The 24401-nt window shown below is 51.0% G+C and carries 40 protein-coding genes; all 40 read right to left on the bottom strand.

Features of this window, described 5'->3' with window-relative positions; genetic code table 11:
- Positions 1–72: 72 nt before the first annotated feature.
- Complete coding sequence (larE, locus tag FD38_RS08315) at positions 73–894, bottom strand: ATP-dependent sacrificial sulfur transferase LarE (RefSeq protein WP_057733157.1); 822 nt, start codon at positions 892–894, stop codon at positions 73–75.
- 11 nt (positions 895–905) lie between these two features.
- On the bottom strand, positions 906–2150 hold the full coding sequence (gene larC / locus FD38_RS08310) for a nickel pincer cofactor biosynthesis protein LarC (protein WP_083485319.1): 1245 nt from the start codon (positions 2148–2150) through the stop codon (positions 906–908).
- Between the two features lie 12 nt (positions 2151–2162).
- Positions 2163–2915 (bottom strand): nickel pincer cofactor biosynthesis protein LarB, encoded by a 753-nt coding sequence (gene larB / locus FD38_RS08305; protein WP_057733155.1) that lies wholly within the window; start codon positions 2913–2915, stop codon positions 2163–2165.
- A complete protein-coding gene (locus tag FD38_RS08300; RefSeq protein ID WP_225430767.1) occupies positions 2912–4168 on the bottom strand; it encodes a lactate racemase domain-containing protein in 1257 nt (418 codons plus the stop codon). The genes larB and FD38_RS08300 overlap by 4 nt, the downstream gene beginning before the upstream one ends.
- Before the next feature lie 33 nt (positions 4169–4201).
- Positions 4202–5215 (bottom strand): HoxN/HupN/NixA family nickel/cobalt transporter, encoded by a 1014-nt coding sequence (locus tag FD38_RS08295; protein ID WP_057733150.1) that lies wholly within the window; start codon positions 5213–5215, stop codon positions 4202–4204.
- 339 nt (positions 5216–5554) lie between these two features.
- Complete coding sequence (rpsI, locus tag FD38_RS08290; protein WP_057733149.1) at positions 5555–5947, bottom strand: 30S ribosomal protein S9; 393 nt, start codon at positions 5945–5947, stop codon at positions 5555–5557.
- Between the two features lie 13 nt (positions 5948–5960).
- Complete coding sequence (gene rplM / locus FD38_RS08285) at positions 5961–6404, bottom strand: 50S ribosomal protein L13 (RefSeq protein ID WP_057733147.1); 444 nt, start codon at positions 6402–6404, stop codon at positions 5961–5963.
- Between the two features lie 138 nt (positions 6405–6542).
- Positions 6543–7340 carry a tRNA pseudouridine(38-40) synthase TruA gene (truA, locus tag FD38_RS08280; protein ID WP_057733144.1) on the bottom strand — a complete coding sequence of 266 codons (798 nt, stop codon included), beginning with the start codon at positions 7338–7340 and terminating at the stop codon, positions 6543–6545.
- Positions 7341–7350: 10 nt separating this feature from the next.
- The gene (locus FD38_RS08275) at positions 7351–8151 is read right to left on the bottom strand and encodes an energy-coupling factor transporter transmembrane component T family protein (RefSeq protein WP_057733143.1); all 801 of its coding nucleotides are present in this window, start codon (positions 8149–8151) and stop codon (positions 7351–7353) included.
- Positions 8144–9019, bottom strand: a complete 876-nt coding sequence (locus tag FD38_RS08270; protein ID WP_057733141.1) for an energy-coupling factor ABC transporter ATP-binding protein — start codon at positions 9017–9019, stop codon at positions 8144–8146. The genes FD38_RS08275 and FD38_RS08270 overlap by 8 nt, the downstream gene beginning before the upstream one ends.
- Positions 8965–9834, bottom strand: coding sequence for an energy-coupling factor ABC transporter ATP-binding protein (locus FD38_RS08265; RefSeq protein ID WP_057733139.1), 870 nt, complete (start codon positions 9832–9834; stop codon positions 8965–8967). Before FD38_RS08265 ends, FD38_RS08270 begins: the two co-directional genes overlap by 55 nt.
- Before the next feature lie 280 nt (positions 9835–10114).
- Positions 10115–10498, bottom strand: a complete 384-nt coding sequence (gene rplQ / locus FD38_RS08260) for a 50S ribosomal protein L17 (RefSeq protein WP_057733138.1) — start codon at positions 10496–10498, stop codon at positions 10115–10117.
- Between the two features lie 30 nt (positions 10499–10528).
- Positions 10529–11479: a DNA-directed RNA polymerase subunit alpha gene (locus FD38_RS08255; protein ID WP_057733135.1), complete on the bottom strand. Its 951-nt coding sequence runs from the start codon at positions 11477–11479 to the stop codon at positions 10529–10531.
- A gap of 87 nt (positions 11480–11566) precedes the next feature.
- Positions 11567–11956, bottom strand: a complete 390-nt coding sequence (gene rpsK / locus FD38_RS08250) for a 30S ribosomal protein S11 (RefSeq protein WP_057733133.1) — start codon at positions 11954–11956, stop codon at positions 11567–11569.
- A 26-nt stretch (positions 11957–11982) separates the two neighbouring features.
- A complete protein-coding gene (rpsM, locus tag FD38_RS08245; protein WP_057733131.1) occupies positions 11983–12348 on the bottom strand; it encodes a 30S ribosomal protein S13 in 366 nt (121 codons plus the stop codon).
- Positions 12349–12376: 28 nt separating this feature from the next.
- A complete protein-coding gene (gene rpmJ / locus FD38_RS12615) occupies positions 12377–12496 on the bottom strand; it encodes a 50S ribosomal protein L36 (RefSeq protein ID WP_008855781.1) in 120 nt (39 codons plus the stop codon).
- Positions 12497–12524: 28 nt separating this feature from the next.
- On the bottom strand, positions 12525–12743 hold the full coding sequence (infA, locus tag FD38_RS08240) for a translation initiation factor IF-1 (RefSeq protein ID WP_011668477.1): 219 nt from the start codon (positions 12741–12743) through the stop codon (positions 12525–12527).
- A gap of 158 nt (positions 12744–12901) precedes the next feature.
- The gene (locus FD38_RS08235) at positions 12902–13555 is read right to left on the bottom strand and encodes an adenylate kinase (RefSeq protein WP_307724761.1); all 654 of its coding nucleotides are present in this window, start codon (positions 13553–13555) and stop codon (positions 12902–12904) included.
- A 92-nt stretch (positions 13556–13647) separates the two neighbouring features.
- Positions 13648–14958, bottom strand: a complete 1311-nt coding sequence (secY, locus tag FD38_RS08230) for a preprotein translocase subunit SecY (protein WP_057733127.1) — start codon at positions 14956–14958, stop codon at positions 13648–13650.
- Positions 14958–15392 carry a 50S ribosomal protein L15 gene (rplO, locus tag FD38_RS08225; RefSeq protein WP_057733125.1) on the bottom strand — a complete coding sequence of 145 codons (435 nt, stop codon included), beginning with the start codon at positions 15390–15392 and terminating at the stop codon, positions 14958–14960. Before rplO ends, secY begins: the two co-directional genes overlap by 1 nt.
- Positions 15393–15427: 35 nt before the next feature.
- The gene (gene rpmD / locus FD38_RS08220) at positions 15428–15610 is read right to left on the bottom strand and encodes a 50S ribosomal protein L30 (RefSeq protein ID WP_024746884.1); all 183 of its coding nucleotides are present in this window, start codon (positions 15608–15610) and stop codon (positions 15428–15430) included.
- Positions 15611–15624: 14 nt separating this feature from the next.
- Positions 15625–16128, bottom strand: a complete 504-nt coding sequence (gene rpsE, locus FD38_RS08215) for a 30S ribosomal protein S5 (RefSeq protein ID WP_057733123.1) — start codon at positions 16126–16128, stop codon at positions 15625–15627.
- A gap of 22 nt (positions 16129–16150) precedes the next feature.
- Positions 16151–16516, bottom strand: a complete 366-nt coding sequence (gene rplR, locus FD38_RS08210) for a 50S ribosomal protein L18 (protein ID WP_057733412.1) — start codon at positions 16514–16516, stop codon at positions 16151–16153.
- Positions 16517–16553: 37 nt separating this feature from the next.
- Positions 16554–17090, bottom strand: a complete 537-nt coding sequence (gene rplF / locus FD38_RS08205) for a 50S ribosomal protein L6 (RefSeq protein WP_057733122.1) — start codon at positions 17088–17090, stop codon at positions 16554–16556.
- Positions 17091–17120: 30 nt separating this feature from the next.
- Positions 17121–17519, bottom strand: coding sequence for a 30S ribosomal protein S8 (gene rpsH, locus FD38_RS08200; RefSeq protein WP_024746880.1), 399 nt, complete (start codon positions 17517–17519; stop codon positions 17121–17123).
- A 33-nt stretch (positions 17520–17552) separates the two neighbouring features.
- On the bottom strand, positions 17553–17738 hold the full coding sequence (locus tag FD38_RS12610) for a type Z 30S ribosomal protein S14 (protein ID WP_011668486.1): 186 nt from the start codon (positions 17736–17738) through the stop codon (positions 17553–17555).
- 20 nt (positions 17739–17758) lie between these two features.
- The gene (gene rplE, locus FD38_RS08195) at positions 17759–18301 is read right to left on the bottom strand and encodes a 50S ribosomal protein L5 (protein ID WP_057733120.1); all 543 of its coding nucleotides are present in this window, start codon (positions 18299–18301) and stop codon (positions 17759–17761) included.
- A gap of 25 nt (positions 18302–18326) precedes the next feature.
- Positions 18327–18638, bottom strand: coding sequence for a 50S ribosomal protein L24 (gene rplX, locus FD38_RS08190; protein WP_057733118.1), 312 nt, complete (start codon positions 18636–18638; stop codon positions 18327–18329).
- Positions 18639–18673: 35 nt separating this feature from the next.
- Positions 18674–19042 carry a 50S ribosomal protein L14 gene (gene rplN, locus FD38_RS08185; RefSeq protein WP_057733116.1) on the bottom strand — a complete coding sequence of 123 codons (369 nt, stop codon included), beginning with the start codon at positions 19040–19042 and terminating at the stop codon, positions 18674–18676.
- Between the two features lie 50 nt (positions 19043–19092).
- Complete coding sequence (rpsQ, locus tag FD38_RS08180) at positions 19093–19359, bottom strand: 30S ribosomal protein S17 (RefSeq protein ID WP_057733114.1); 267 nt, start codon at positions 19357–19359, stop codon at positions 19093–19095.
- Between the two features lie 26 nt (positions 19360–19385).
- A complete protein-coding gene (gene rpmC / locus FD38_RS08175) occupies positions 19386–19580 on the bottom strand; it encodes a 50S ribosomal protein L29 (protein WP_057733112.1) in 195 nt (64 codons plus the stop codon).
- Positions 19570–20004, bottom strand: coding sequence for a 50S ribosomal protein L16 (gene rplP, locus FD38_RS08170; protein WP_057733110.1), 435 nt, complete (start codon positions 20002–20004; stop codon positions 19570–19572). Before rplP ends, rpmC begins: the two co-directional genes overlap by 11 nt.
- 2 nt (positions 20005–20006) lie before the next feature.
- Positions 20007–20663 (bottom strand): 30S ribosomal protein S3, encoded by a 657-nt coding sequence (gene rpsC / locus FD38_RS08165; protein WP_057733109.1) that lies wholly within the window; start codon positions 20661–20663, stop codon positions 20007–20009.
- Positions 20664–20666: 3 nt separating this feature from the next.
- Positions 20667–21023, bottom strand: a complete 357-nt coding sequence (gene rplV / locus FD38_RS08160; RefSeq protein WP_024746872.1) for a 50S ribosomal protein L22 — start codon at positions 21021–21023, stop codon at positions 20667–20669.
- A 13-nt stretch (positions 21024–21036) separates the two neighbouring features.
- Entirely contained in the window at positions 21037–21315 is a 279-nt protein-coding gene (rpsS, locus tag FD38_RS08155; protein WP_057733107.1) for a 30S ribosomal protein S19, read from the bottom strand.
- Between the two features lie 78 nt (positions 21316–21393).
- Positions 21394–22242 carry a 50S ribosomal protein L2 gene (gene rplB, locus FD38_RS08150; protein WP_057733105.1) on the bottom strand — a complete coding sequence of 283 codons (849 nt, stop codon included), beginning with the start codon at positions 22240–22242 and terminating at the stop codon, positions 21394–21396.
- A 29-nt stretch (positions 22243–22271) separates the two neighbouring features.
- Positions 22272–22559, bottom strand: coding sequence for a 50S ribosomal protein L23 (gene rplW, locus FD38_RS08145; protein ID WP_057733103.1), 288 nt, complete (start codon positions 22557–22559; stop codon positions 22272–22274).
- Positions 22559–23182, bottom strand: coding sequence for a 50S ribosomal protein L4 (gene rplD / locus FD38_RS08140; protein ID WP_057733101.1), 624 nt, complete (start codon positions 23180–23182; stop codon positions 22559–22561). Before rplD ends, rplW begins: the two co-directional genes overlap by 1 nt.
- Before the next feature lie 21 nt (positions 23183–23203).
- Entirely contained in the window at positions 23204–23854 is a 651-nt protein-coding gene (rplC, locus tag FD38_RS08135) for a 50S ribosomal protein L3 (protein ID WP_057733099.1), read from the bottom strand.
- Between the two features lie 44 nt (positions 23855–23898).
- Positions 23899–24207: a 30S ribosomal protein S10 gene (gene rpsJ, locus FD38_RS08130; RefSeq protein WP_057733097.1), complete on the bottom strand. Its 309-nt coding sequence runs from the start codon at positions 24205–24207 to the stop codon at positions 23899–23901.
- Between the last annotated feature and the right edge of the window lie 194 nt (positions 24208–24401).

The following is a 24401-nucleotide window of genomic DNA, read 5'->3' as shown; positions in this document are numbered from 1 at the left end:
AATTTAGCCCCAAAAAAGACTAGCACCCGTAGCTGCTAGTCTTTAAAACGTTATTGCCGCTGCGGCGCCAGCCTAAGCCTTATCCGCAGCCGTCAAGACGTCGTTCATGTGCCCACTGATAAAGCCGCCCAAATCGACCGACACGTAATCGTAGCCCAGTTGCTTGAGCGTGTCGTTGACGGCCTCACGATTGGCCAATAGGTCTGCCAGTCGGTCAGTCGGCACTTCGATCCGCGCCAAATCGCCGTGAACCCGAACCCGCACCGTCGCAAAGCCCAAACCACGGAGGTAGGCTTCCGCCTGCATGACCCGGTTAATGGCCGCGACCGTTATCGTGGTGTTATACGGAAAACGCGACGACACGCTGCAAGACGGCACCTTGTTCCAGTTCGTCAACCCGTAGTCTTGCGCCAACGCCCGGACGTCGGCCTTGGTGAAGCCGGCCAAGGCTAACGGACTAACCACGTGTTCTTCGTCGCGGGCCTTGAGACCGGGCCGGTAATCGTTCAGGTCATCAGCAATGATGCCGTCCAAGACCACGTCGGCCGGATACTGGGCCTTTAAGCCGTTCAACCGTTGATAGAAGAGTTTCTTCGCGGCGTACCAACTATTCGGCGTGTTGTGCCGGACGTCTTCGTCGGCCAAATAGGTCAGCGTGGTCGGCACCACCGTGACGCCTAGCTTCTGCCCCAACGCCACGGCCTGGTCAAATTCGGTATCGCTAAAGAGCTCCGAATTGGCCACGACGGCCCGCACGTTAGCGGCACCGTACGCATCGATGGCGGCCTTCAAGACCACCGTACTGTCGATGCCCCCCGAAAAGGCCACTAAGGCCGACTGATAGTGGCCCAAAACCGTTTGTAACTGTTGTGTCTTACTGATCACTGCATCCATATTAAGTCCTCCTAACGAGCTAACGCGGTGGCGGCCGCCATGACGGTCTCTAGGGACACGTCGAGCTTTTGCGCCGCGAGTTTACAATCTTCAAATTCCGGGGTGACCCGCCGAATATCTTGGTAGGTCGCCACCTTTAACCGAATCGGTAACCCCCGATAGGTCACCGTCTCAAACCGGCGCTGCATGACCGTCCGTTCAAACGCGGTGTAGCGCACCCCTTTAGCCGTGGTGTCCTTCAACATCAACGTCACGAACCGGTCGCGGTCGGCCGGGGTGACCAATACCGAGAGTTTGACGCCCGGCCGGTTCTTCTTCATCTGGATCGGCGTGAAGTAAACGTCGAGAGCCCCCGCCGCGAGTAATTGTTCCTGCGCGAAGCTGAGCCCCTCGGCCGTCTGGTCGTCCAGGTTCGTTTCCAGCAATGTGACTTGGTCGTGGCCGGCCGCGGTCTGCTTTTGGGATTGGCCGGTCGTCAGCAACATCGCCCGTAAGGCGTTGAACTGCCCGGTCTCGCGTTTGCCAAAACCGTAACCGACCTTATGAACCGCCGACTGTGCATCCAGGGGGCCGAATTCGGTGACGAATTCCTTGACGATTCCCAGCCCCGTGGGGGTCAGCAGTTCGGTGTGCACTTCGGGGTGCTGTTGGACCGGAATCGCCCGGTCGCTAAGCATTTGGGCGACCGCGGGCACCGGAACGGGCATCTTGCCGTGGGCGACCTCGATAAAGCCGCTCCCGTCGGCAATCGTCGAACACTTGACCCGATCGACGTGTAAGAGGTCCAGGCAAATGCATGACCCCACGATGTCGACGATGGAATCCAACGCCCCGACCTCGTGGAAGTGGACCTCCGCCAGCGGCACGTTGTGGACCCGCGATTCCGCCGCCCCTATATCGTTAAAGATGGCGATAGCGTGGCGTTTGACCGTGGCCGATAGCTCACTGGCCGTAATCAAGTCTACGATGTCGTGCAGGTGACGCCCGTGGTGGGCATGGGGCTGCTCACCCGGTCCGTGGGTATGGTGGTGTTCGATAAACCCGTGGTCCTTTTCGCCGTGGTCTAAGACCACGTCAAAGCTAGTCCCGTAGATGGCGCTTTTGGCCACGCGGTCGGCGGTCAGCGTATAGCCGTGAACCGGCAATTTTTGTAATTCCGTCCGTAATTGTGCGATGTCGACGCCCAGGTCCAGCAACGCCCCGATGAACATGTCGCCACTGACCCCCGAAAAGGCGTCTAAGTAAAGTGTTTTCAAGCTGTCATCCCCTTACAAATGATTCATAACGCTGGCGGCGTAGGCGGCCCCGAAGCCGTTGTCGATATTGACCACGGTGACGCCCTCCGCACAACTGTTCAGCATGGTCAGTAGCGCGCTTAAGCCGTGATAGCTACTGCCATACCCGATACTGGTGGGCAAGGCGATCACCGGACTGGCGACCAAGCCCCCCACCACGCTGGCCAGCGCACCGTCCATGCCGGCGGCCACGATGACGACCTTGGCCTGCCGAATCACGTCCAGCTTGGCGAACAACCGGTGAATCCCGGCCACGCCCACGTCGTAGACCCGACTGATGTGGTTACCGAAAGCCTGGGCCGTCACCGCGGCTTCCTCGGCCACGGGGATGTCCGAGGTGCCCGCCGTCACGATGGCGATGGTCCCGGTCGTGGTGGGCGTCGGGATTTCGCCAGCCACCAGGCACCGGGCCGCCGCCACGTACCGAACGTCTTGGCGGTCTGCCAACCGTTGTTGAACCGCCTGGGCCTTAGCCGTCGTGACCCGGGTACACAGGACGACGGGCGTCTGGGCCCGCAACCGGGGGATGATCTGGCTGATCTGCTCGGCCGTCTTCCCTTCACCGAAGACGGTCTCCGGGTAGCCCGTGCGCTGGGGGCGTTCCAGATCCAAGTTCGCAAAGTCTAACGGTTGCTGGGCCGCGGTCAATTGTTGGTCAGCCGCGGCCACGTCCAGCCGGTGATCGGCTACGGCCTGTAACAGGTCACGTTGTTCTGCGGGAGTCATGGTTGGCTCACGACCTCGGGCACGGTCATCGACCCGGCCGGTAAGACGATCACACTGGCGTCGGTCCCCTTTTCGGCTACAGCCGCCGCGTAAGCCGTGGCTAGGTCGTGGAACGGCTTGAAGTGGACGTTACGCATCTGGTCGTCGGTCAGATCCGTGACCGCCCAAGTCTGCGCCCAGGTATCGATTTGCGCCATTTTAGCGGCCTTGTGGTACCCCAATTTCCAACTGTGGTGAATCTTATCGAGGACCGCTTGGGCGTCCTTTTCGGAGCTTAAGAGGTCGTAGAACGGTTTGGGGCCGATTCCGGTCCGACACTTGGCTACCAAAATCAAGATACCGTCTTGATTCAACGCCAATTTTCCGTTATCTAAGGCCTTTTGCGACTGATAAAGGTCCACGTCCATCGGGTACGGTGCCACCGAGATCACAATGTCGGCCTTATGGGGAATCTGCACCCCGTAGACCTCCTTGGCCTTATCGATGCCGGCGTAAAATGACTTTGAGAGGTCCCCCGTAGTCACCGCGTAGATGTCGTGGTGGCTGTCGAGGACCATTTCGATGGCAAAAATATTGATATCCTTCAAGACGTGCATGGCGTCCATCATGTCCTCGTGGACCGGATTGCCCTTCAACTTGAGCGCCCGGGCCGAGTCCTGCAGGGCCAGGTAGTGGTTCTCCGAAATCGTGTCGTAGGACGCGACTCCCGGTAAAAACGACTTCCGCCCCCCGGTATACCCCGCAAAGTAGTGCGGTTCGATCGAACTGATGGGCACCACCTTGTCGGCATCGGCCACGATTTTATTGATGTACATCTCCGTGCCGTTGGTCGATTTCCCCAGAAATTCCATGGGGTCGTGGTGACAATCGTGGCTGTGGACCCGGTGCTTGGCCTTAAGGTCCTGGTAGATGTCGTGACCGAAGATGAAGTCGTATTCCTCCTCGGTCGGCTCCCGATGGACTCCCGTGGCGATGATGAAGTAAATATTCTTATCCTTGATCTGCGGGTAGATGTGACTCAAAATCTTGGCCGTGGGCGTGGGCCGCGTCCCGTCGTTGACGATGAAGACCACCCGCTCGTCGGTGTCCATGAACTGCGCGAACGAGGCTTCGTCAAACGGGTGCGCGAGGGCCTGATCGATGGCGGCATCCGCGTCCACCCGTTCGACTTTGTTGGGGTTAAACACCCCCGTGAGTTGCTGCTGGGGCACCTCGATTGCAAACTGTTCATCTTTTCCATAAGGCACTTTCACTTGCAAAAGACCATCTCCTTAATTTGATGACACCTAACTACGAACCTGCTTATCGCGTTTATTCAACCCGAAATAGTACCAGCCAAACAGGGCCAACGCCCAGAGTCCCACGAAAAGCCCCACTAACCCGAGTCCCAGGTGGAAGAAGTTCAACCCCGCCGCCCAAGTAATCAATGGTCCGTGGACCTTGAAAATCAGCTTAGCCGCTAACAGGAGGTTCACGCCACCGGAAAATAGGGCCGCGAGCACCGATAAGCCCGTTAGGATCAGGTTGTAATAGACTTTACGGACGGGAGACGCGAAGACCCAGGCATATGCGGTACTCATGAAGAGTCCGTCGCTGGTATCCAGTAGACACATCCCCGCCATAAACAATAACGGGAAGGCCAACACCGCGTACCAGGGCACGCCCTGGCTGGTGGTGATCGCCGACGTGGCCAAAATGGCGATCTGACTGGCCGTATCAAACCCTAGCCCGAAGAGAAACCCGATGCCCATGACCTGCCAGTTATGGTTAATCAGGTGCAGCCCCCGCTCAAAGGCCCGGTAAATCCGCGACTGACGCAACCGCACCGTGGTCGCCGGTTGGTCCCGGTGATTAAATTCCCGCCAGATACCGGTCAAAATCACCAGGTTGACGCCGGCCAGCAAGATTAGCGTGACACCGGCAAAGGTGGTTCCCACCACCCCGCCGACACTTTGCAGGCTGGGGAGGGCCTTTTTCGACCATTCCACGAATAGAATGGTCACGATTGCCATCAACATGACCACCGAGGAATGCCCCAACGAAAAGGCGAAGCCCACCCCGTGAGTGTTGCGTCCCTCATTGATCATCTTCCGGGTAATGTTGTCGATCGCCGTGATGTGGTCCACATCAAAGGCGTGTTGCATCCCAAAGGCAAAGGCCAGAAACGCCATCGACAGTAACGATGGGTATTCGGCCATGTAGGACCCCGCTAGAATGACACCGGTTACAAAAATCAGCAACACACAACCACCGTATTTCACCAGGTCTGGCCCTAAGGGGTACCGATACTGTTTTTGCACAAACGCACCTCCCGCATGATTAGTCGGCAAATTGAGCATTTATCAAAAATTCACCGATAATTAGATATTTTATAAAACCTATCATCAGATTAACATTTTTCCGGGACCCCGACAACGCTTTCATGAGAATTAATTCACATTTAGTGCGCCTACTTCGAGTACACTGAGTGGCGGTGCCCGGTGCTAAATGGCCATTTCCCCCTTGATACCAGGGGCCAATTGTCCCGGTGCAACTCCCCCGACCAGCTCAAGATGGTACTCTGTTTTGGGGAAAAAAGGCCACAAAAAAACACCCACATCGCTGTGAGTGTCTTTGTTGTCGCCAAGGTAATCCAAAGATTAACGCTTGGAGAATTGGGAAGCCTTCCGGGCCTTCTTGAGACCTGGCTTCTTCCGTTCCTTCATCCGGGCGTCACGAGTCAACAGACCCGCACGCTTCAGCGGACCACGGAAATCTGGGTCAACGTCGAGCAATGCCCGCGCGATCCCGTGACGAGTTGCACCGGCTTGGCCGGAGAAACCGCCACCACGAACAGTAACTAATGCATCGTAGTTACCGAGGGTTTCGGTCACGTTAAATGGTTGTAAAACCACTTCACGGATACTTGCAAATGGAATGTAATCTTCGATTGCCTTGTTGTTCATGACAATCTTACCTGAACCGGGTACTAAACGTACACGGGCAGTAGAGTTTTTACGACGGCCAGTGCCGCGATATTGAACTTGTGCCAATTGGGTTTCCTCCTTAAATTAGGTTCGTGATGTCTAAGACTTCTGGCTTTTGGGCTTCGTGCTTGTGGTCTGCACCAGCATACACGTGAAGCTTTAATGCCATTTGGTGACCTAATGAACCCTTAGGAAGCATCCCTTGAACAGAAGTTTCGATCAATTTTTCTGGGTTTTCATCCCGGAAGTTACCGGCAGTCCGTGACTTCAAACCACCAGCAAAGTGAGTATGGTGGTAGTAAATCTTGTCGGTAGCCTTACGACCAGTCAAAGCAATCTTGCTGGCGTTGATAACGATCACGTTATCACCAGTGTCCACGTTAGGGGTGAACGTTGGCTTGTTCTTACCACGTAAGATAGTTGCTACGACGGAAGCAAGACGACCTAAACTAACATCGGTTGCGTCGACGATATACCATTTACGGTCAATGTCGCCTGGTTTTGCCATATATGTTGTACGCACGTTAAATTCCTCCATAAATCTGTGTTTGTCTGACACCAAGTAAACTTTCCGGGGCTTATCGTGGGGCAAACAATACCAACAACCATGATACAAAGTTTTCGGGATAAAGTCAATGATTGTTTGCCCCCTCAGCTAAAATTAACGTTGGTGTGGCGGTAATTTCGTCGGATGAGCGGGGTCTTCCCCTAAATAATAGACGTGTTTGAGATATAGGCCCGCGGCCGGGGCCGTCCGGCGCGCCTGCTTGCGGTCCTTGACCTGATACAGGCGTAAGATGTCGTGGACGGGCCGGGTCCCCGACCCAATCTCCACCAAGACGCCCACCATGATGCGGACCTGGTTATACATGAACCCGTTGCCGTAGAACTCAAAGATCAATTCATTATTGTGTTCGTCGATCCGGCAAGTGGCTTCGTAAATGGTCCGCACGAAGGTCCTAGTCTGGGCCCCCGATGCCACGAAGCTGGTGTAGTCGTGTTCGCCCACCAGATCCTGCAAAGCCACGTTGATCTTGGCTAAATCGACCGGAAACTTCCAGTGCCCGGTATAGTTGCGCTTAAACGGGTTCCGAAACTCGCCTAGGTCCATCCGGTACAGGTAGCGTTTCCCCGACACGTCGTAGCGGGCATGAAAGTCCGGGGCGGCTATTTCGACCTTGGTGATCTCCATGTCTAACGGCAACATGCTGTTGAGGCCCTTGTGCATGTTTTCGGCGGGAATCTCGAACGGAAAGTCGAAATGGACCACCTGCGCTAACGCGTGGACCCCGGCATCGGTGCGCCCGGAACCGTAGACCACGATGGCCGGGTCGGGTTGCTTGGCCATCTTGTTGACGATCTTGGTCAAGACCCCTTCGACGGTCCGTTTATCCGGCTGACGTTGAAAACCCGCAAAGGCGGTGCCATCGTACATTAAAGTTACTTTGTAACGTTGCATGTTTAATCTCCTACCAACGACGGCAAATCAAAATCAGGGCTAAGCCCACTGCAAAGAGCACCCAAGTGACCGTATCCCGTCGTTGCCAAGTTAAAATACGGTACTGACTCCGATGGTCGCTATCCTGATACCCCCGCGCTTCCATCGCAATCGACAAATCTTCAGCCCGGTTAAAGGCACTCATAAACAGGGGGACCATCAGCGGTAACAGGGATTTAGCCTGCTTGAACAGGCCCCCTTCGCCGAAGTCCACTCCCCGGGCCCGCTGAGCGTTCATGATCTTTTGGGCCTCGTCCATCAGGGTCGGCACGAACCGTAACGCAATCGACAGCATCATGGCGAGGGTATCAACGGGGACCTTGACCCACCGTAGCGGCTTCATCAGGGAGGCCAATCCGGTCGCGATATCTAAGGGCTGCGTCGACAGCGTCAACAGGGTCGACATCATGATGATCAAGAGGAACCGGATAAAGATGTATCCGGCGTTGATCACCCCGAACTGGGTAATGTTGATGAAGGCCCAGTGCCAATAAACGTGCCCCCCCGCAGGACTGAACAGTAATTGCAGGTCCACGGTGAACAGGATCAACCAGATCAGTGGCCGAATGCCCCGTAAAAAGAACCCCAGCCGAATCGTGGAGGCCCGGATGGCCCCCAGGGTGAAGGCAATTAAAATCACGTAGCTCAACCAGTTATTGGCGAGAAAAACTAAAATAATATAGCAAAAGCTCAGCATGAGTTTGTTCCGGGGGTCCAAGCGGTGCACGATGGAATCTAGCGGAAGGTAGCGTCCAAAGAGAAATTTAGACATGGGCCGCGCCCCCCTTCGGCCATTGTGCCGCCAATTGATCCGCTAACGCCGAAGCCGTTAACGGCAATCCCTGCGGCCAGGTCACCCCGTGGGCCGTCAAGTCTTGCGCGAATTGCGCCGCGCGAGGAACGTCCAGTTGATTGGCGCGTAACCAGTCGGGGTCCCCAAAGATCTCCTGCGGGGTGCCCTCTTTGACCAGCTTGCCCTGCCGCATGACGGCGACCTGTTCGGCGTATTGGGCAACGTCTTCCATCTGGTGGGTCACCAGGACAATGGTCAGCCCCCGTTCGCGGTGTAACCGGTCGAATAAGGCCATCATCTCTTGGCGTCCCTGGGGATCCAGCCCCGCGGTCGGTTCGTCCAACACCAGGACCTGAGGATGCATGGCCAGCACCCCGGCAATCGCGACGCGGCGCATCTGTCCCCCGGAGAGTTCAAACGGCGAGCGTTGGGCGTAACTGGCATCTAGCCCCACCTGCGTCAACATCTGGTCGGCTAACGCTAAAGCGTCCGTTTCGGCCATCCCAAAGTTCTGGGGCCCAAAGGCAATGTCTTTTTGAATGGTCTCCTCGAACAACTGGCTTTCGGGAAACTGAAAGACCATGCCCACGTGCTGCCGTAACGGCTTCAAATCCGCATTGGTGGTGGTCGGCGTAATCGTGAACTCGTCGACGGTCAGTTGCCCCGTCGTGGGCTTCAACAACGCGTTCAGCTGTTGAATCAGCGTCGACTTGCCGCTTCCCGTGTGGCCAATCACGGCCAGATACCCGTGGTCGGGCACCGTCAACGACACGTCGTCGAGCGCCGGTGTCGCTAAGGGTGTGTCGGCTTGGTAGGTGTAGCCGACGTGTTCGAAAGTGATTGCCACAACCATTCCTCCATTTCCTGAGTGGTCTGATACCCCGTGGGCGGCGTAATCCCCCGTTGTTGGAGCGCCGCCGCGAGTTTTGCCGTGAACGGCACGTCGAGCCCTAAATCCATGAGGCGTTCGCCCTGCGCAAAAATCGCCGCGGGGACGTTTTCTTCAATCAAGTGACCGTCGTCGATCACCAGAATCCGGTTGGCACTAGCGGCTTCGTCGATGTCGTGGGTGATGGAGATCACCGTCAGCTGTTGCTCACGGTGTAACTCCTTGACCAACGCCAACATGGCCTGCCGTCCCTGCGGATCTAACATGCTGGTGGCTTCGTCTAAAATCAAGATTTTAGGTGCCATGGCGACGATACCCGCCAAGGCGACCCGCTGTTTCTGTCCGCCCGATAGCGAACTGGGCGCCCGGTTAGCAAACTTAGTCATGCCGACACGGTCTAACGCTGCCGCGACCCTGGTCAGCATCTGGTCACGCGGGACCTGGCGGTTTTCCAACCCGAAGGCCACATCGTCTTCCACCGTGGCGCCCACAAACTGGTTATCGGGGTTTTGAAAGATCATGCCGATCTGGGCGCGAACCTGCCAGACCGTCTCCGGTGACAGGACCACGCCCCCCACCGTGACGGTTCCCTGGGTAAAGGGCAGTAACCCGTCGAGGGCCTTGGCGAGCGTCGATTTGCCGCTCCCGTTGTGGCCCACAATGGCCAGCCATTCCCCCGGGTGCACGTCAAAGCTTACCCCGTCGAGGGCCGCTCGTTGGTCCGCATCGGGATACTGGTAAGCGAGATCGTGTACTTCAATTATATTTTCCATCCGTTGCGTCACCGCTCCCTCTAAAAAGTCACCGCTAATTATACCAGAGAATTGGGCTGTCGCGTAGGGGTGACCCGCATCTCACGGTCGCCTCCTAAAAAAGGGTACAAAAAAATCACTAACAAACCAGCGGCGCTGAGGCTTTCGCCCCCATTCAAGCTAGACTCGGGAATTCCATCATCATAGCGCTCTATACCACATGGTTCTAGTGATTTATGTGTTACCTATTGTTACACACTAAGGCGGCGTAACCAGACCGAAACTGATGATTAATTAAAAATTAGTCAACGAATTCCAAGATAGCCATTGCAGCACCATCACCGCGACGAGGCATCGTCTTTAAGATCCGCGTGTAACCACCGTTACGATCCGCGTACTTCGGTGCTAATTCGCTGAACAGCTTTTGCAATGCAGAAGTAACCTTGATGTCATCGCCGTCTTCCTTCACGTCAGCAACAACGTTCCGAACGAACGCAGCAGCTTGGCGCCGTGCATGCAAGTCGCCTTGCTTACCCAAGGTGATCATTTGATCCGCCGTCTTGCGGACTTCCTTGGCACGTGCTTCAGTCGTTTCGATCCGACCGTTTAAGATCAAACTAGTGGTCAAGTCGCGTAACAAAGCCTTCCGTTGAGAACTAGTCCGTTGTAATTTACGGTAACTCATAACCAGAAACCCTCCTTTGAGTATCTAAAATTAGTCTTCTTTCCGAAGTGATAAGCCTAAATCAGCCAACTTAGCCTTAACTTCTTCCAGGGACTTGCGACCCAGGTTACGAACCTTCATCATGTCCGCTTCCGTCTTGTTAGTCAATTCTTGAACCGTGTTGATTCCAGCACGCTTCAAACAGTTGTAAGAACGAACCGATAAGTCGAGCTCTTCGATGGTCATCTCAAGCATCTTTTCCTTATGAGTTTCTTCCTTTTCAACCATGATTTCCGCATTCTTCGCTTCGTCCGTCAAATCAACGAACATCGCCAAGTGTTCGGTCAAGATTTTAGCAGCCAATGAGATGGCTTCGCTTGGATTGATTGAACCGTTCGTCCAAACATCCAGGGTCAATTTGTCATAGTCGGCCCGTTGGCCAACCCGTGCATTCTCTACTTGGTAGTTAACCCGTTCGATAGGGGTATAAATAGAATCAACGGCCAAAACACCAATTGGCATTTCCGTGTTCCGCGTTTTGTTTTCATCCGCAGACACGTAGCCGCGACCCTTATCTGCCGTCATACGCATGTGGAAGGTTGCCCCGTCAGCGACCGTCGCAATGTACAGGTCTGGGTTTAACACATCGACATCCGCCCCCGCAACAATGTCACCGGCGGTAACTTGTGCAGGTCCTTTGACGTTGATCTCCATGGTTTCTTCCTGATCATCGGCTCCGTTAAGCTTCAACGCGATCTTCTTGACGTTTAAGATGATCTGCGTAACGTCTTCAACGACACCCTCGATAGTCGAAAATTCATGCAGAACCCCGTCGATTTGAATGCTGGTAACGGCTGCACCAGGTAATGATGAAAGCAGAATCCGACGTAACGAATTACCAAGGGTTGTCCCGTAGCCTCGTTCCAGCGGTTCGACAATAAACTTGCCGTAGTTGCTGCTCTCGTCAATTTTATGAATGTTAGGCTTTTCAAATTCAATCATTCTTATCGTTTACCCCTTTCAAACCGCGTTGAGCTCCTATAAGTCAATCCCATCATGAAGGTAATCTTCATAAATGAAACGCTCACGTTAGACCCGACGACGCTTTGGAGGACGAGTACCGTTATGAGGCACTGGCGTTACATCACGGATAGCCGTAACTTCGATACCAGCAGCTTGGATCGCCCGGATAGCGGCTTCACGTCCTGAACCAGGACCCTTGACAGCAACTTCAACGGACTTAACTCCGTGTTCCATTGAAGCCTTGGCAGCAGCTTCAGCAGCCATTTGTGCAGCGAATGGCGTTGACTTACGACTACCCTTAAAACCTAAAGCACCAGCAGATGACCATGCGATTGCGTTCCCTTGAACGTCAGTGATCATTACTAAAGTGTTGTTAAACGTAGCATGAATGTGCGCAACCCCGGATTCAATATTCTTCTTGACCCGACGCTTGCGACTAGTTCTTCTAGTTGCCATAAAAGTGTTTGACCTCCCTTACTTGATTACTTCTTCTTCCCGGCAATCGATACGGCTTTACCCTTACGAGTGCGGGCGTTGTTCTTGGTGTGTTGACCGCGAACTGGTAAACCGCGACGGTGACGCATGCCTCGGTATGAACCCATTTCTTGCAAGTTCTTGATGTTTAAGCTGACTTCACGACGTAAGTCACCTTCAACTTTGTACTTGTCGACTTCGGCACGAACCTTGTCTTCTTGGTCTGGCGTTAAATCGCGAACCCGAACGTCTTCGGAAACACCGGCAGCAGCGACAATCTTGTGTGCCGTGTTGATACCGATCCCGAAAATGTAGGTCAAACCATAAGCGATACGCTTATCACGTGGTAAATCCACTCCTGCAATACGTGGCATTACTTGTGCACCTCCTATTTAAATTAAATTACTTACCCTGGCGTTGCTTGTGCTTAGGGTTGGCAGAGCAAATAATCATTACTCGACCCTTACGCTTGATAACCTTGCAGTGTTCGCACATTGGCTTAACTGATGGTCTTACTTTCATGATAACCCTCCTACTTTTGTCTCACCGATTACTTAAAACGATAAGTAATGCGGCCTTTAGACAAGTCATACGGTGACATTTCAACAGTTACTCGATCACCAGGCAGGATGCGGATGTAGTGCATCCGGATCTTCCCAGAAACGTGAGCGAGAATTTCATGACCGTTTTCTAATTCTACACGGAACATTGCGTTAGGCAATGTTTCGGTAACTTTACCTTCAACCTCGATGACATCGCTTTTCGCCACGAAAGTACCTCCCTTATTAATTGCGTATAAATTACGCGGAAAAGCGGCGGGAACAGCGTTTGCTCCCACCGAGCACCTGCGAATTGCGACAGCGCGCCATTTACAGGCTAAACCTGAATAAGCTTACCACATCTACTTTAACAAAGCAAGATTGAGGTTTACTTCAAGTTCTTGAGGATCTTTTCAATGTCGACGTAAACGTCATCGATGTCGCGGTTGCCATCAACCGTGAACAACAAGCCCTTCTTGGTGTAGTAATCAACCAATGGCGTGTTCGCTTTCACGTTCACGGCCAAACGATTCTTCACCGTTGCTGGCTTGTCGTCTTCACGTTGATAGAAGTCATGCCCGCCACAGACATCACAGGTGCCTGCAACTTTAGGATTATGGTAGAGCTTGTGGTAAGTTGCCCCACAGGTCCGGCAGATGTACCGGCCGGATAACCGTTCGATCAAGACGTCGGGTTCAACATGAATGTTGATCACGGCGTTGATCGTCCGGTTCAACTCAGGACCAAAACTATCCAGAGCCTCCGCTTGCGCTAAAGAACGGGGGAAACCGTCCAACATAAACCCGTTTTCGGTATCCGCTTGGGCTAACCGATCCCGGACAATGCCGTTGGTCACTTCATCAGGGACCAATTCACCTTTGTCGATGAACTTTTTAGCGGCAACGCCCATTTCGGTTTCGTTCTTCATTGCATCACGGAAGATATCTCCCGTAGAAATGTGCGGTAGGTGGAACTCATCGATAATCTTTTGGGCCTGCGTACCCTTACCGGCACCCGGCAGTCCCATGAGAATCAAGTTCATTGCTGTCATGTTCAATCTCCTTATTCGTAAACTTCGCCTGAAAAACACAAGCAGGTGTGCCAAAAGGATTCAACACACCCGCTGGAAACTCATTAAGCTGGTTCTGGACCTTGGATAAAGCCAACGTATTCGCGCTTCATCATCAATCCGTCAACTTGACGCATCGTTTCGATGGCCACACCAACCACGATTAAGAGGCTAGTTCCCCCTAACCCAATGGATTCATCTAAGTTCCACAGGTTTTGGGCTAACAACGGAATTAAGGAAACGAATCCTAAGAAGAGGGCCCCAACGGTACTGAGGCGCATCAACAAACTGGAAACGTATGATTGTGTTTCGTGTCCTGGCCAAACACCTGGAATGTAACTGCCCTGCTTTTGCAAGTTTTCAGATAATTTTTCGGGGTTGACCTGCACGAACGCATAGAAGAACGTGAACACAATGATCAGAACGGTATACAAAATCGCACCGTCCAGCGTTTGCATGTTAAAGATGTCAGACAGAACTTGGTACCACGTGTCTTGTGAGTGCGCATTTTGGAACGCCATCAAAATAGTTTGTGGCGTGGCAATAAACGAACTAGCAAAAATAACGGGGATAACTCCGGCCACGTTGACCTTTAATGGAAGGTAACTGCTATCTGGCGAACCAGATACCCGCCGCGTGTATTGAATCGGCACCCGCCGTTCGGCCTGTTGGACCCAGGTGACAAACGTCACGATGACCACAACGACCACGATGAGGGCAAGGATGAACAATACACTCTTCCATAACGTTCCTTTATCGGCATCGACGAAGTAAGTTTGGTAAAGTTGGTAGACAGATTTCGGTGTCCGGGCAATAATCCCGGCAAAGATAATCATCGAAATCCCGTTACCTAATCCGCGGTCGGTAATCATGTCACCCATCCAAGTGGTCAACATGGTCCCACCGGTTAAGATCAACCCAATGGAAACGTACGTTGCCACACTAGGACTTTCAACCAACTTCAGTGAACTTAAGGCACTGAAGCCGGCCGTAATCCCGATGGATTGGAAGAACGCCAAGACAATCGCGAGATACCGCGTTGCTTGGTTCAACTTCCGACGACCAACGTCACCTTGCTTACTCCATTCCACGAAACGTGGAACGATGTCCATTTGTAGCAATTGAATAACGATTTGTGCCGTGATGTACGGGGAAACCCCCATCGCGAAGATGGAATAGTTGGTTAACCCACCACCACTAAAGGTATCTAAAATACTAACCAATCCAGAAGACGCAACGCTTTGAAGGGCCTTCGCGTTGATGCCTGGAACCGTAATGTAGGTCCCAAGACGAAAGACGATCAAAACCAATAGAGTAAAGAGAATCTTATTACGAATGTCTTTAATCTTAAAGGCGTTTTTCAAGCTTGATAGCATTAAATCACCTCAGTCTTACCACCAGCGGCTTCAATGGCTTGAGCAGCAGACTTGGAGAACTTAGCGGCTTTAACCGTCAACTTCTTCGTTAAGTCACCGTTACCCAAGATCTTGATGCCCGCCTTTTCGTTTTTCACGATACCAGCTTCTACCAAGGCAGCTGGCGTTACTTCGGCACCGTCATCAAAGACGTTCAAAGCAGCCAAGTTTACGACAGCAAATTCCTTACGGTTAATGTTGGTAAACCCACGCTTTGGAATCCGACGGTACAATGGCATTTGGCCACCTTCAAAGCCCAAACGGGTCTTGCTACGCGCCTTTTGACCCTTTTGGCCACGACCAGAGGTCTTACCGTTACCAGAGGAATCACCACGGCCAACCCGGTTACGAACCTTCCGTGAGCCTTCAGCAGGTTTTAGTTCATTCAACTTCATGCTATTGCGCACCTCCTTATTTAATGATATGAATACTACTTAACTTCTTCAACCTTAATTAAATGTGCGATTTGGAAAAGCGCACCGCGAGTAGCTTCGTTGTCAGGTTGTAAAACAGAGCTGTTAACTCGCTTTAAACCCATTGCTTCAACGATTTTACGCTGTTTAGGGAGACGGTGAGCAGCACTATGAATTAAAGTAACTTTCAATTGAGCCATCTTAGAACTCCTCCTTATTCAGCTAAGTGTTGAAGTGAGACACCCCGGAGGGCAGCAACTTCTTCAGCACGCTTTAATTGAGTCAAGCCTTCAAACGTTGCGCGAACAGCGTTAACTGGCGTGTTGGAACCTAAACGCTTTGAAGTCACATCAGCAACACCGGCTAATTCCATGACGGAACGAACGGCACCACCGGCAGCAACTCCAGAACCTTCAGCAGCGGGCTTCAACAAGATCTTCCCACCACCGTAGTTTCCAATAATTTCGTGAGGAATGGTCGTTCCCACGATTGGAACTTCGATCAGGTTCTTCCGAGCGGCTTCAACAGCCTTCCGGATTGCTTCGGGAACTTCTTGTGCTTTACCAGTTCCGAAGCCAACGTGACCGTTCTTGTCGCCGACAATGACAAGAGCAGCGAACCGCAGACGACGACCACCTTTAACAACCTTGGTAATCCGGTTGATAGCAACGACGTTATCTTCTAGTTCCAACTTGTCGGGATCAATAAACTTTGCCATGTGTGGTTATTCCTCCTTACTATTAAAATTTAAGCCCGTTTTCACGAGCAGCTTCCGCAAGCGCTTGAACACGGCCATGGTACAAGTACCCGCCACGGTCAAACACAACATTTTCGATCTTCTTTTCAACGGCACGCTTAGCAACTAAAGCACCGACAGCCGCAGCTTGTTCGGTCTTGTTGTCGCCATTAACACCGTCGTCTAACGTCGAGGCACTAACAAGCGTTACACCCGCTACGTCATCAATTACTTGAGCGTAGATGTTTTTGTTAGAGCGGAATACGTTTAAGCGTGGGCGTTCTGCATTACCAGAAATTTTGTTCCGGACACGTCCATGACGCTTTTGACGCGTCTTGTTTTTATCTGGTTTCGTAATCAAAATAGTCACCTCTTTGAAAAATTTCAGCAATTAAGCTGCTTTAAGTTTACTTACCGGTCTTACCTTCACGAATCCGAACATATTCGTTTTCGTAACGGATACCCTTACCCTTGTAAGGTTCTGGGGAACGAACGGCACGAACTTCGGCAGCAAAGTCACCGACTTCTTGCTTGCTGATCCCAGCAATGTTGATGGTGGTGTTGTCTGGAACCTTAACTTCAAGGTCTTCAGGAACATCCATGTGTACAGGGTTGGAGTAACCAACGCTCAAGATCAGGTCTTTACCCTTCAATTGAACCCGGTAACCAACACCGACAAGCTTCAAGGTCTTCGCAAAACCACTGACAACCCCTTCAACCATGTTGTTAAGGTTGGCCCGTTGCGTACCATGTAAAGCCCGCATTTTGTTGTCATTGCTTGGACGGTCAAAATCAACCGCACCATCGCTGATCTTCATAGTAATGTCGGCAGCAAAAGTCCGAGTTAAGGAACCCTTAGGACCCTTGACCGTGACTTCGTTTCCGTCGCGCTTAACTTCAACGCCGGCAGGAACAACAACCGTTTTATAACCAATACGACTCACTGTAAGGCACCTCCTGTCTTTATCAGATTTTTACCAAACGTAGGCGAGAACTTCGCCACCGATTTTCTTGGCCCGCGCTTCTTTATCAGTAATAACCCCTTCAGAGGTGGAGATAATGGCGATACCTAAACCGTTCAATACCTTTGGTACAGCGTCGGCCTTAACGTATGAACGTAAGCCGGGCTTTGAAATACGCTTTAAACCACTGATGACGCGTTGGTTATCCTTACCGTACTTCAAGAAGACACGGATGATGCCTTGCTTGTCGTCGTCGATGTATTCAACGTTACGGATGAACCCTTCGCGCTTCAGGATTTCAGCGATGTCACGTTTAATTTTAGATGCAGGTACTTCGAGTGATTCGTGACGAACCATGTTGGCGTTACGAATCCGCGTTAAGAAGTCTGCAATTGGATCAGTCATGGACATTAACGTTTTCCCTCCCTTTGTTTAAAAATCGGTTTACCAGCTAGCCTTCTTCATGCCAGGAATTTGACCCTTGTGAGCCAATTCGCGCAGGCAGATCCGGCAGAGGTGGAACTTTTGATAAACAGAGTGTGGACGTCCACAACGTTCGCAACGAGTATATGCTTGAGTAGAAAACTTCGCGGGACGCTTGTTCTTAGCAATTTGTGATTTCTTAGCCAATTTGTGTGAACCTCCTTATATTAGTGTGCAAATGGCATGCCGAATTGAGCCAATAATTCATGGGACTCTTCATCGGTGTTTGCCGTCGTAACGATCACGATGTCCAAACCACGGACACGGTTAACGTTATCAAAGTTGATTTCTGGGAAGATCAATTGTTCCTTAACCCCCAGCGTGTAGTTCCCACGTCCATCAAAGGAACGGGTGCTAACACCGTGGAAGTCACGAACACGTGGCAATGACACGTTGATCAACTTATCCAGGAATTCGTACATCCGGTCACCACGAAGGGTAACCTTTGCCCCAATGGACATACCTTCACGAAGACGGAAGGTCGCGATGGACTTCTTGGCCTTAGTAACCAATGGCTTTTGACCAGAAATCAATCCGAGTTCTTCAACGGCTTCGTCCAGGTTCTTAGCGTTGGAAACCGCGTCCCCAACACCCATGTTCAAAACGATCTTATCGATCTTAGGGGTTTGCATAACAGAACTGTAGTTGAATTTATCGACCAATGAAGGCGTGATTTCATTAACGTACTTTTCTTTTAAACGAGCTGACATGAAATGTTATTCCTCCTTTCGTGGATTATTTATCGATGGTTTCGCCGGATTTTTTAGCGAACCGGACCTTGTGACCATCTTCGATACGAACGCCAAGCCGGGTTGGTTCGTTGTTCGATGGATCGATAAGCATAACGTTGGATGCGTGAATTGGTGCTTCAACATCAAGAATTCCACCTTGAGGGTTCGTTTGTGAAGCCTTTTGGTGTTTCTTAATCATGTTGACGCCTTTGACAACCACGCGGTTCTTTGCGGCTAAGACTTTGGACACAGTACCTTCCTTGCCTTTATCCTTGCCAGCGATCACGCGGACCTTGTCACCAGTTTTAATAAGCATTCCTGTGGGCACCTCCTTGTTTACACGATTCTTAATTACAGTACTTCGGGTGCTAATGAGATAATCTTCATGAAGTCGTTATCTCGTAATTCACGAGCAACCGGGCCAAAGATCCGAGTCCCCTGTGGGCTCTTGTCATCTTTAATCAGCACTGCGGCATTTTCATCAAAGCTGATGTAAGTTCCGTCAGTCCGACGGATCCGAGACTTCGTCCGAACAACGACAGCCTTCACCACATCACCCTTTTTGACAACGCCACCTGGTGTTGCTTGTTTGATAGTAGCAACGATGATATCACCGATTCCGGCGTAGCGACGTTTCGAGCCACCCAGAACCTTGATCGTTAGAATTTCACGGGCGCCAGAGTTATCGGCAACCTTTAAGCGACTTTCTTGTTGGATCACAGCTAGTGTCCTCCCTTCAGTTCTAGTTCAGAATACGATAAAAACGACACTTAAATAATGACTGCTTTTTCAACAATGTCAACTAAACGGAACCGCTTAGTGGCAGACAGTGGCCGCGTTTCCATGATTTCAACGATGTCGCCAGTGTGGGCTTCGTTGTTTTCATCATGTGCCTTGTACTTCTTGGAGTACTTGACCCGCTTGCCGTACCGTGCGTCAGTCTTCGTCGTTTCTACGACGACCGTGATCGTCTTGTCCATTTTGTCGGACACTACGCGACCGCGATATACCTTACGGTGATTACGTACATCACTCATGTATTAATGGCCTCCTTTATCGTATTCTACTTGTTCAAGTCTTGTTGGCGAAGAGCGGTTTTAATCCGCGCAATGTTCTTGCGAACTTGCTTCAACCGAGCGGTGTTTTCCAATTGACCGGTAGCTAATTGGAACCGCAAGTTGAATAATTCGTCCTTGTAGCTCTTTTCTTTATCGAGCATTTCAGCAGTGGTTAATTCATTGATGTCTTTAGTCTTCATTAGATTCGCCACCTACTTCCTCTCGGGTCAAAACTTTGGTACGAACGGGAAGCTTCATGGCAGCCAAACGTAAGGCTTCGCGAGCGGTTGCTTCATCAACACCGCCAACTTCGAATAAGACCTTACCGCGCTTAACTGGGGCTACCCAGCCAGCTGGCGTACCTTTACCATTACCCATCCGGACCCCAACACCTTTTTCAGTGTAGGATTTGTGAGGGAAAATCTTGATCCAAACTTTCCCACCACGCTTCATGTAACGCGTAATCGCAATACGTGCGGCTTCGATTTGCCGGTTAGAAATCCAATGGGAATCTAACGACTGCAAACCGTAGTCACCGAAAGCGACACTCTTGCCACCCTTGGCTTCGCCACGGAGCTTACCACGGTGGACACGACGGAACTTTACTCGCTTAGGAACCAGCATGCTTATTTCCCTCCTTGTCCGTTATTTTTCTTTTCAGGTAGGATTTCACCACGGTAGATCCAGGTCTTAACACCTAAAGAACCGTAAGTGGTGTGGGCTTCTACCCAAGCATAGTCGATGTCAGCACGTAACGTGTGCAGAGGAACCGTACCGTCAGCATAGCTTTCGACACGGGACATATCAGCACCGTTTAACCGACCAGCAACTTGCGTCTTAATCCCCTTAGCACCGGAACGCATGGTCCGTTGCATGGATTGACGCATAGCCCGACGGAAGGCAACCCGGCCTTCCAATTGACGAGCGATGTTTTCGCCGACTAACTTAGCATCTAAGTCTGGCTTCTTGATTTCCACAATGTTGATGTGTACTCGCTTGCCAGTCAAAGCGTTTAATTCTTTACGTAAGTTTTCAACTTCGGAACCACCCTTACCAATTACCATTCCTGGCTTAGCAGTGTGGATTGAGATGTTGACGCGGTTTGCAGCCCGTTCAATCTCAACAGTGGAAACAGAAGCATCTTCCAGACGCTTTTCGATGAATTTACGGATTTGAAGGTCTTCTCGTAAGTAAGCAGCAAAATCTTTTTCAGCATACCACTTTGCTTCCCAGTCACGAATAATCCCGACACGTAATCCGGTTGGATTTACTTTTTGACCCACGCGTTATCCCTCCTCTTTTTCAGATACAACAACCGTAATGTGACTCGTACGCTTGTTGATTGGTGAAGCAGAGCCTTTGGCACGAGGACGGAACCGCTTGAGGGTTGGTCCTTCGTTGACGTAAGCTTCGCTAACAACTAAATCTTGACGATCTAAGTCAAAATTGTTTTCTGCGTTTGCAATTGCAGAGTTTAAAACCTTAGCCACAACCGGTGAAGCACCGCGGGGTGTGAACTTAAGGATAGCCAGCGCTTCAGCGACGCTCTTACCGCGGATAAGGTCGATAACCAGACGGACCTTGCGTGCAGCAATCCGAACCGTCTTAGCAGTCGCTTGTGCTGATGTAACTTGTTCAGCCATTAGTTAATCCTCCTTATCGTGCAGTTTTCTTGTCGTCGCCACCGTGGCCACGGAATGTCCGCGTTGGAACGAATTCGCCTAACTTGTGGCCTACCATGTCTTCTTGAATGTAAACTGGGACATGCTTCCGTCCGTCATAAACAGCGATGGTGTAACCAATAAAGCTAGGGAAAATAGTAGACCGGCGAGACCAGGTCTTGATAACGGCCTTCTTGTCATTGTCTTTTTGCGCATCGATCTTCTTCAGTAAGTGCGCATCGGCAAAAGGTCCCTTTTTCAAACTACGACCCATTTATGAAACCTCCTCTACTTGTGGCGCATCGTTTAATACGATGATCACCGGGTATCGAATCATCCAAAAAACGGATGATTACATCTTAGAACCCTTACGACGACGAACAATAAACTTGTCGGTCCGGTTCTTCTTCTTACGAGTCTTCTTACCAACCGTCTTCTTACCCCATGGGGACAGAGGAGATGGTAACCCAACAGGTGCTTTACCTTCACCACCACCATGAGGGTGATCGTTAGGGTTCATAACTGACCCACGAACGTGAGGACGTTGACCTGCCCAACGGTTCCGGCCGGCTTTACCAACGTTAACTAATTCGTGTTCTTCGTTACCAACGGCACCGATGGTTGCCCGGTTAACGTTTAAGATCATCCGAACTTCACCGGAAGACAAACGAACCAAGACGTACTTGTCATCGTTAGCCTTACCTAAAAGTTGTGCGGAAGTCCCAGCGGAGCGGACCAATTGGCCACCCTTACCTGGCTTTAATTCGATGTTGTGAATCACAGTCCCGAAAGGAATGTTCTTCAATGGTAAAGTGTTCCCAACCTTGATATCAGCATCAGGGCCAGATTGCACTTGAGCGCCAACCTTTAAGCCCTTAGGTGCGATGATGTAGGACTTAACCCCATCAGCGTAAACTAATAAAGCAATGTTAGCAGTCCGGTTAGGATCGTATTCGATGGCCTTAACCGTTGCGGGAACATCGTCCTTAATCCGCTTAAAGTCGATGATCCGGTATTGGCGCTTGTTACCACCGCCACGGTGACGCACAGTCATATGACCGGCGTTGTTCCGCCCAGCGGTGTGGCTTTGTGAACTCAGCAATGATTTTTCAGGAGTCGTCTTAGTGATGACGTCTTTGTAAACCAAGCTCGTCATATTACGACGACCATTGCTTGTTGGTTTGTATTTCTTAATCGCCACGTTATTTCCCTCCTATATTTATCAGATTATTATTCTTCGTTGAATAATTTGATTTCTTTTGAGTCGGCAGATAAGCTGACAATGGCCTTACGACGCTTCTTAGTGTAGCCTTCGTAACGTCCTTGACGCTTCTTCTTACCCTTTAAGTTCATGATGTTGACCTTAACAACCTTCACGCCGAAGATTTCTTCGATTGCGTGCTTGACTTGCGTCTTGGTTGCTCGAACATCAACGTCGAACGTGTAACGCTTGTCGTCCATGGTTGCCATTGAAGCTTCAGTGACAACGGGACGTAAGATAATGTCGCGTGCTTCCATTATGCGAGCACCTCCTCTACTTGAGAAAGAGCTGGTTGAGTAATCACTAACTTGTCAGCATCGACAACGTCAAGCACGTTTAAGCTCTTGGCTGGGATAACCTTAACGTTAGCTAAGTTACGAGCGGCTAAAGCAGCCGTCGTGTTGTCGTCTTCTAAGACAACTAACGTCTTCGTCGTGACATTCAAACCAGTCAGCACGGCAGCAAATTCCTTCGTCTTAGGTGCGTCGAAAGCCAAAGCGTCTACGACAACTAAGCTTTCATCCAGAACCTTTTGGGAAAGAACGGACTTAAGTGCTAAACGACCAACCTTCTTAGGAAGGCGGTAACTGTAGGAACGAGGGGTAGGGCCAAAGACCACACCACCACCGACCCATTGTGGGGAACGGATGGAACCTTGACGGGCCCGACCAGTACCCTTTTGACGCCATGGCTTCTTACCACCACCGCGGACAGCACTCCGGTTCTTAACGGCGTGCGTTCCTTGGCGTAAGGAAGCTCGTTGCATCAAAATCGTGTCGAAGACGACGTTTTCGTTAGGTTCGATGCCGAAGATATCAGCATTCAAAGTAACATCGCCGTTTTGGCTACCATCTTGTTTGTATAATGCTACGCTTGTCATTTAATTATCCTCCCTTCCGATTTATTTTTCAGATTGCTTAGGACGTGGAGGACGAACAGCACTCTTCACAACGACGAGTGACTTGTTAGCACCTGGCACGTTACCCTTGATTAGCAGAACGTTGTTGTCAACGTCGGCCTTAACGATTTGCAGGTTTTGGATCGTAACTTGCTTGTTACCCATCCGACCTGGGAGCTTCTTACCAGGGAAAACCCGGTTAATGATGGCACCCAGAGAACCTGGACGACGGTGATAACGAGAACCGTGAGCCATAGGACCACGACTTTGACCGTCTTTATGGATGTTACCTTGGTATCCATGACCTTTAGTGACACCAGTGACATCAACGATGTCGCCTGCTTGGAAGACGTCAACCTTAACTTCGTCAGCTACCTTGTAATCTCCCAGCTCAACATCTTTGAATTCACGAATGAAGCGCTTAGGAGTCGTGTTTGCTTTTGCTACATGACCTTGTTCGGGCTTGTTGCTAAGTACTTCACGCTTGTCTTGGTAACCAAGTTGGATGGCTTCGTAACCGTCGTTTTCCATCGTCTTAACTTGCAACACAACGTTTGGCGTTGCTTCGACAACAGTAACGGGGATTAATTCGCCAGCATCAGTGAAGACTTGCGTCATCCCGACCTTTTTCCCTAAGATTCCTTTTGTGGTCATGAGTACACCTCCGATTTAATGTTTTTATATTTTGAAACTAGAAATTATAACTTGATTTCGATGTCCACACCACTAGGCAGGTCAAGCTTCATTAATGAGTCGACCGTCTTTGGCGTTGGGTTAACGATATCAATCAGACGCTTGTGCGTCCGCATTTCGAATTGTTCACGCGAGTCCTTGAACTTGTGTGGTGAACGTAACACGGTGTAGACCGTCCGTTCAGTTGGCAATGGAATTGGGCCTGAAATAGTGGCACCAGTTCTCTTTGCCGTTTCAACGATCTTGTCCGCTGATTGATCCAAGATACGGTGTTCGTAAGCCTTTAACCGAATCCGAATTTTTTGTTTTGCCATTGTGTTCCCTCCTTCGTCTATTTTAAAAATAAGACTAACTCCGTGTGAATTCCCGCCACGCCCTCATGGCAAAGCGGCCGGGCGTGTCGCAATCTCCCACATCATCGCTTAAACTTTTGAGCCGGGATCAGAAGTGCAAAAAACACCCCTGAAAATCAGCACTTAACTATCATACTAAATAAAACGCCGTATGA

The organism is Levilactobacillus zymae DSM 19395, assembly GCF_001434115.1.
Taxonomy (GTDB): domain Bacteria; phylum Bacillota; class Bacilli; order Lactobacillales; family Lactobacillaceae; genus Levilactobacillus; species Levilactobacillus zymae.
Note: the sequence above shows the minus strand (reverse complement) of the source record. Positions and strands in the feature narration are given on the sequence as shown.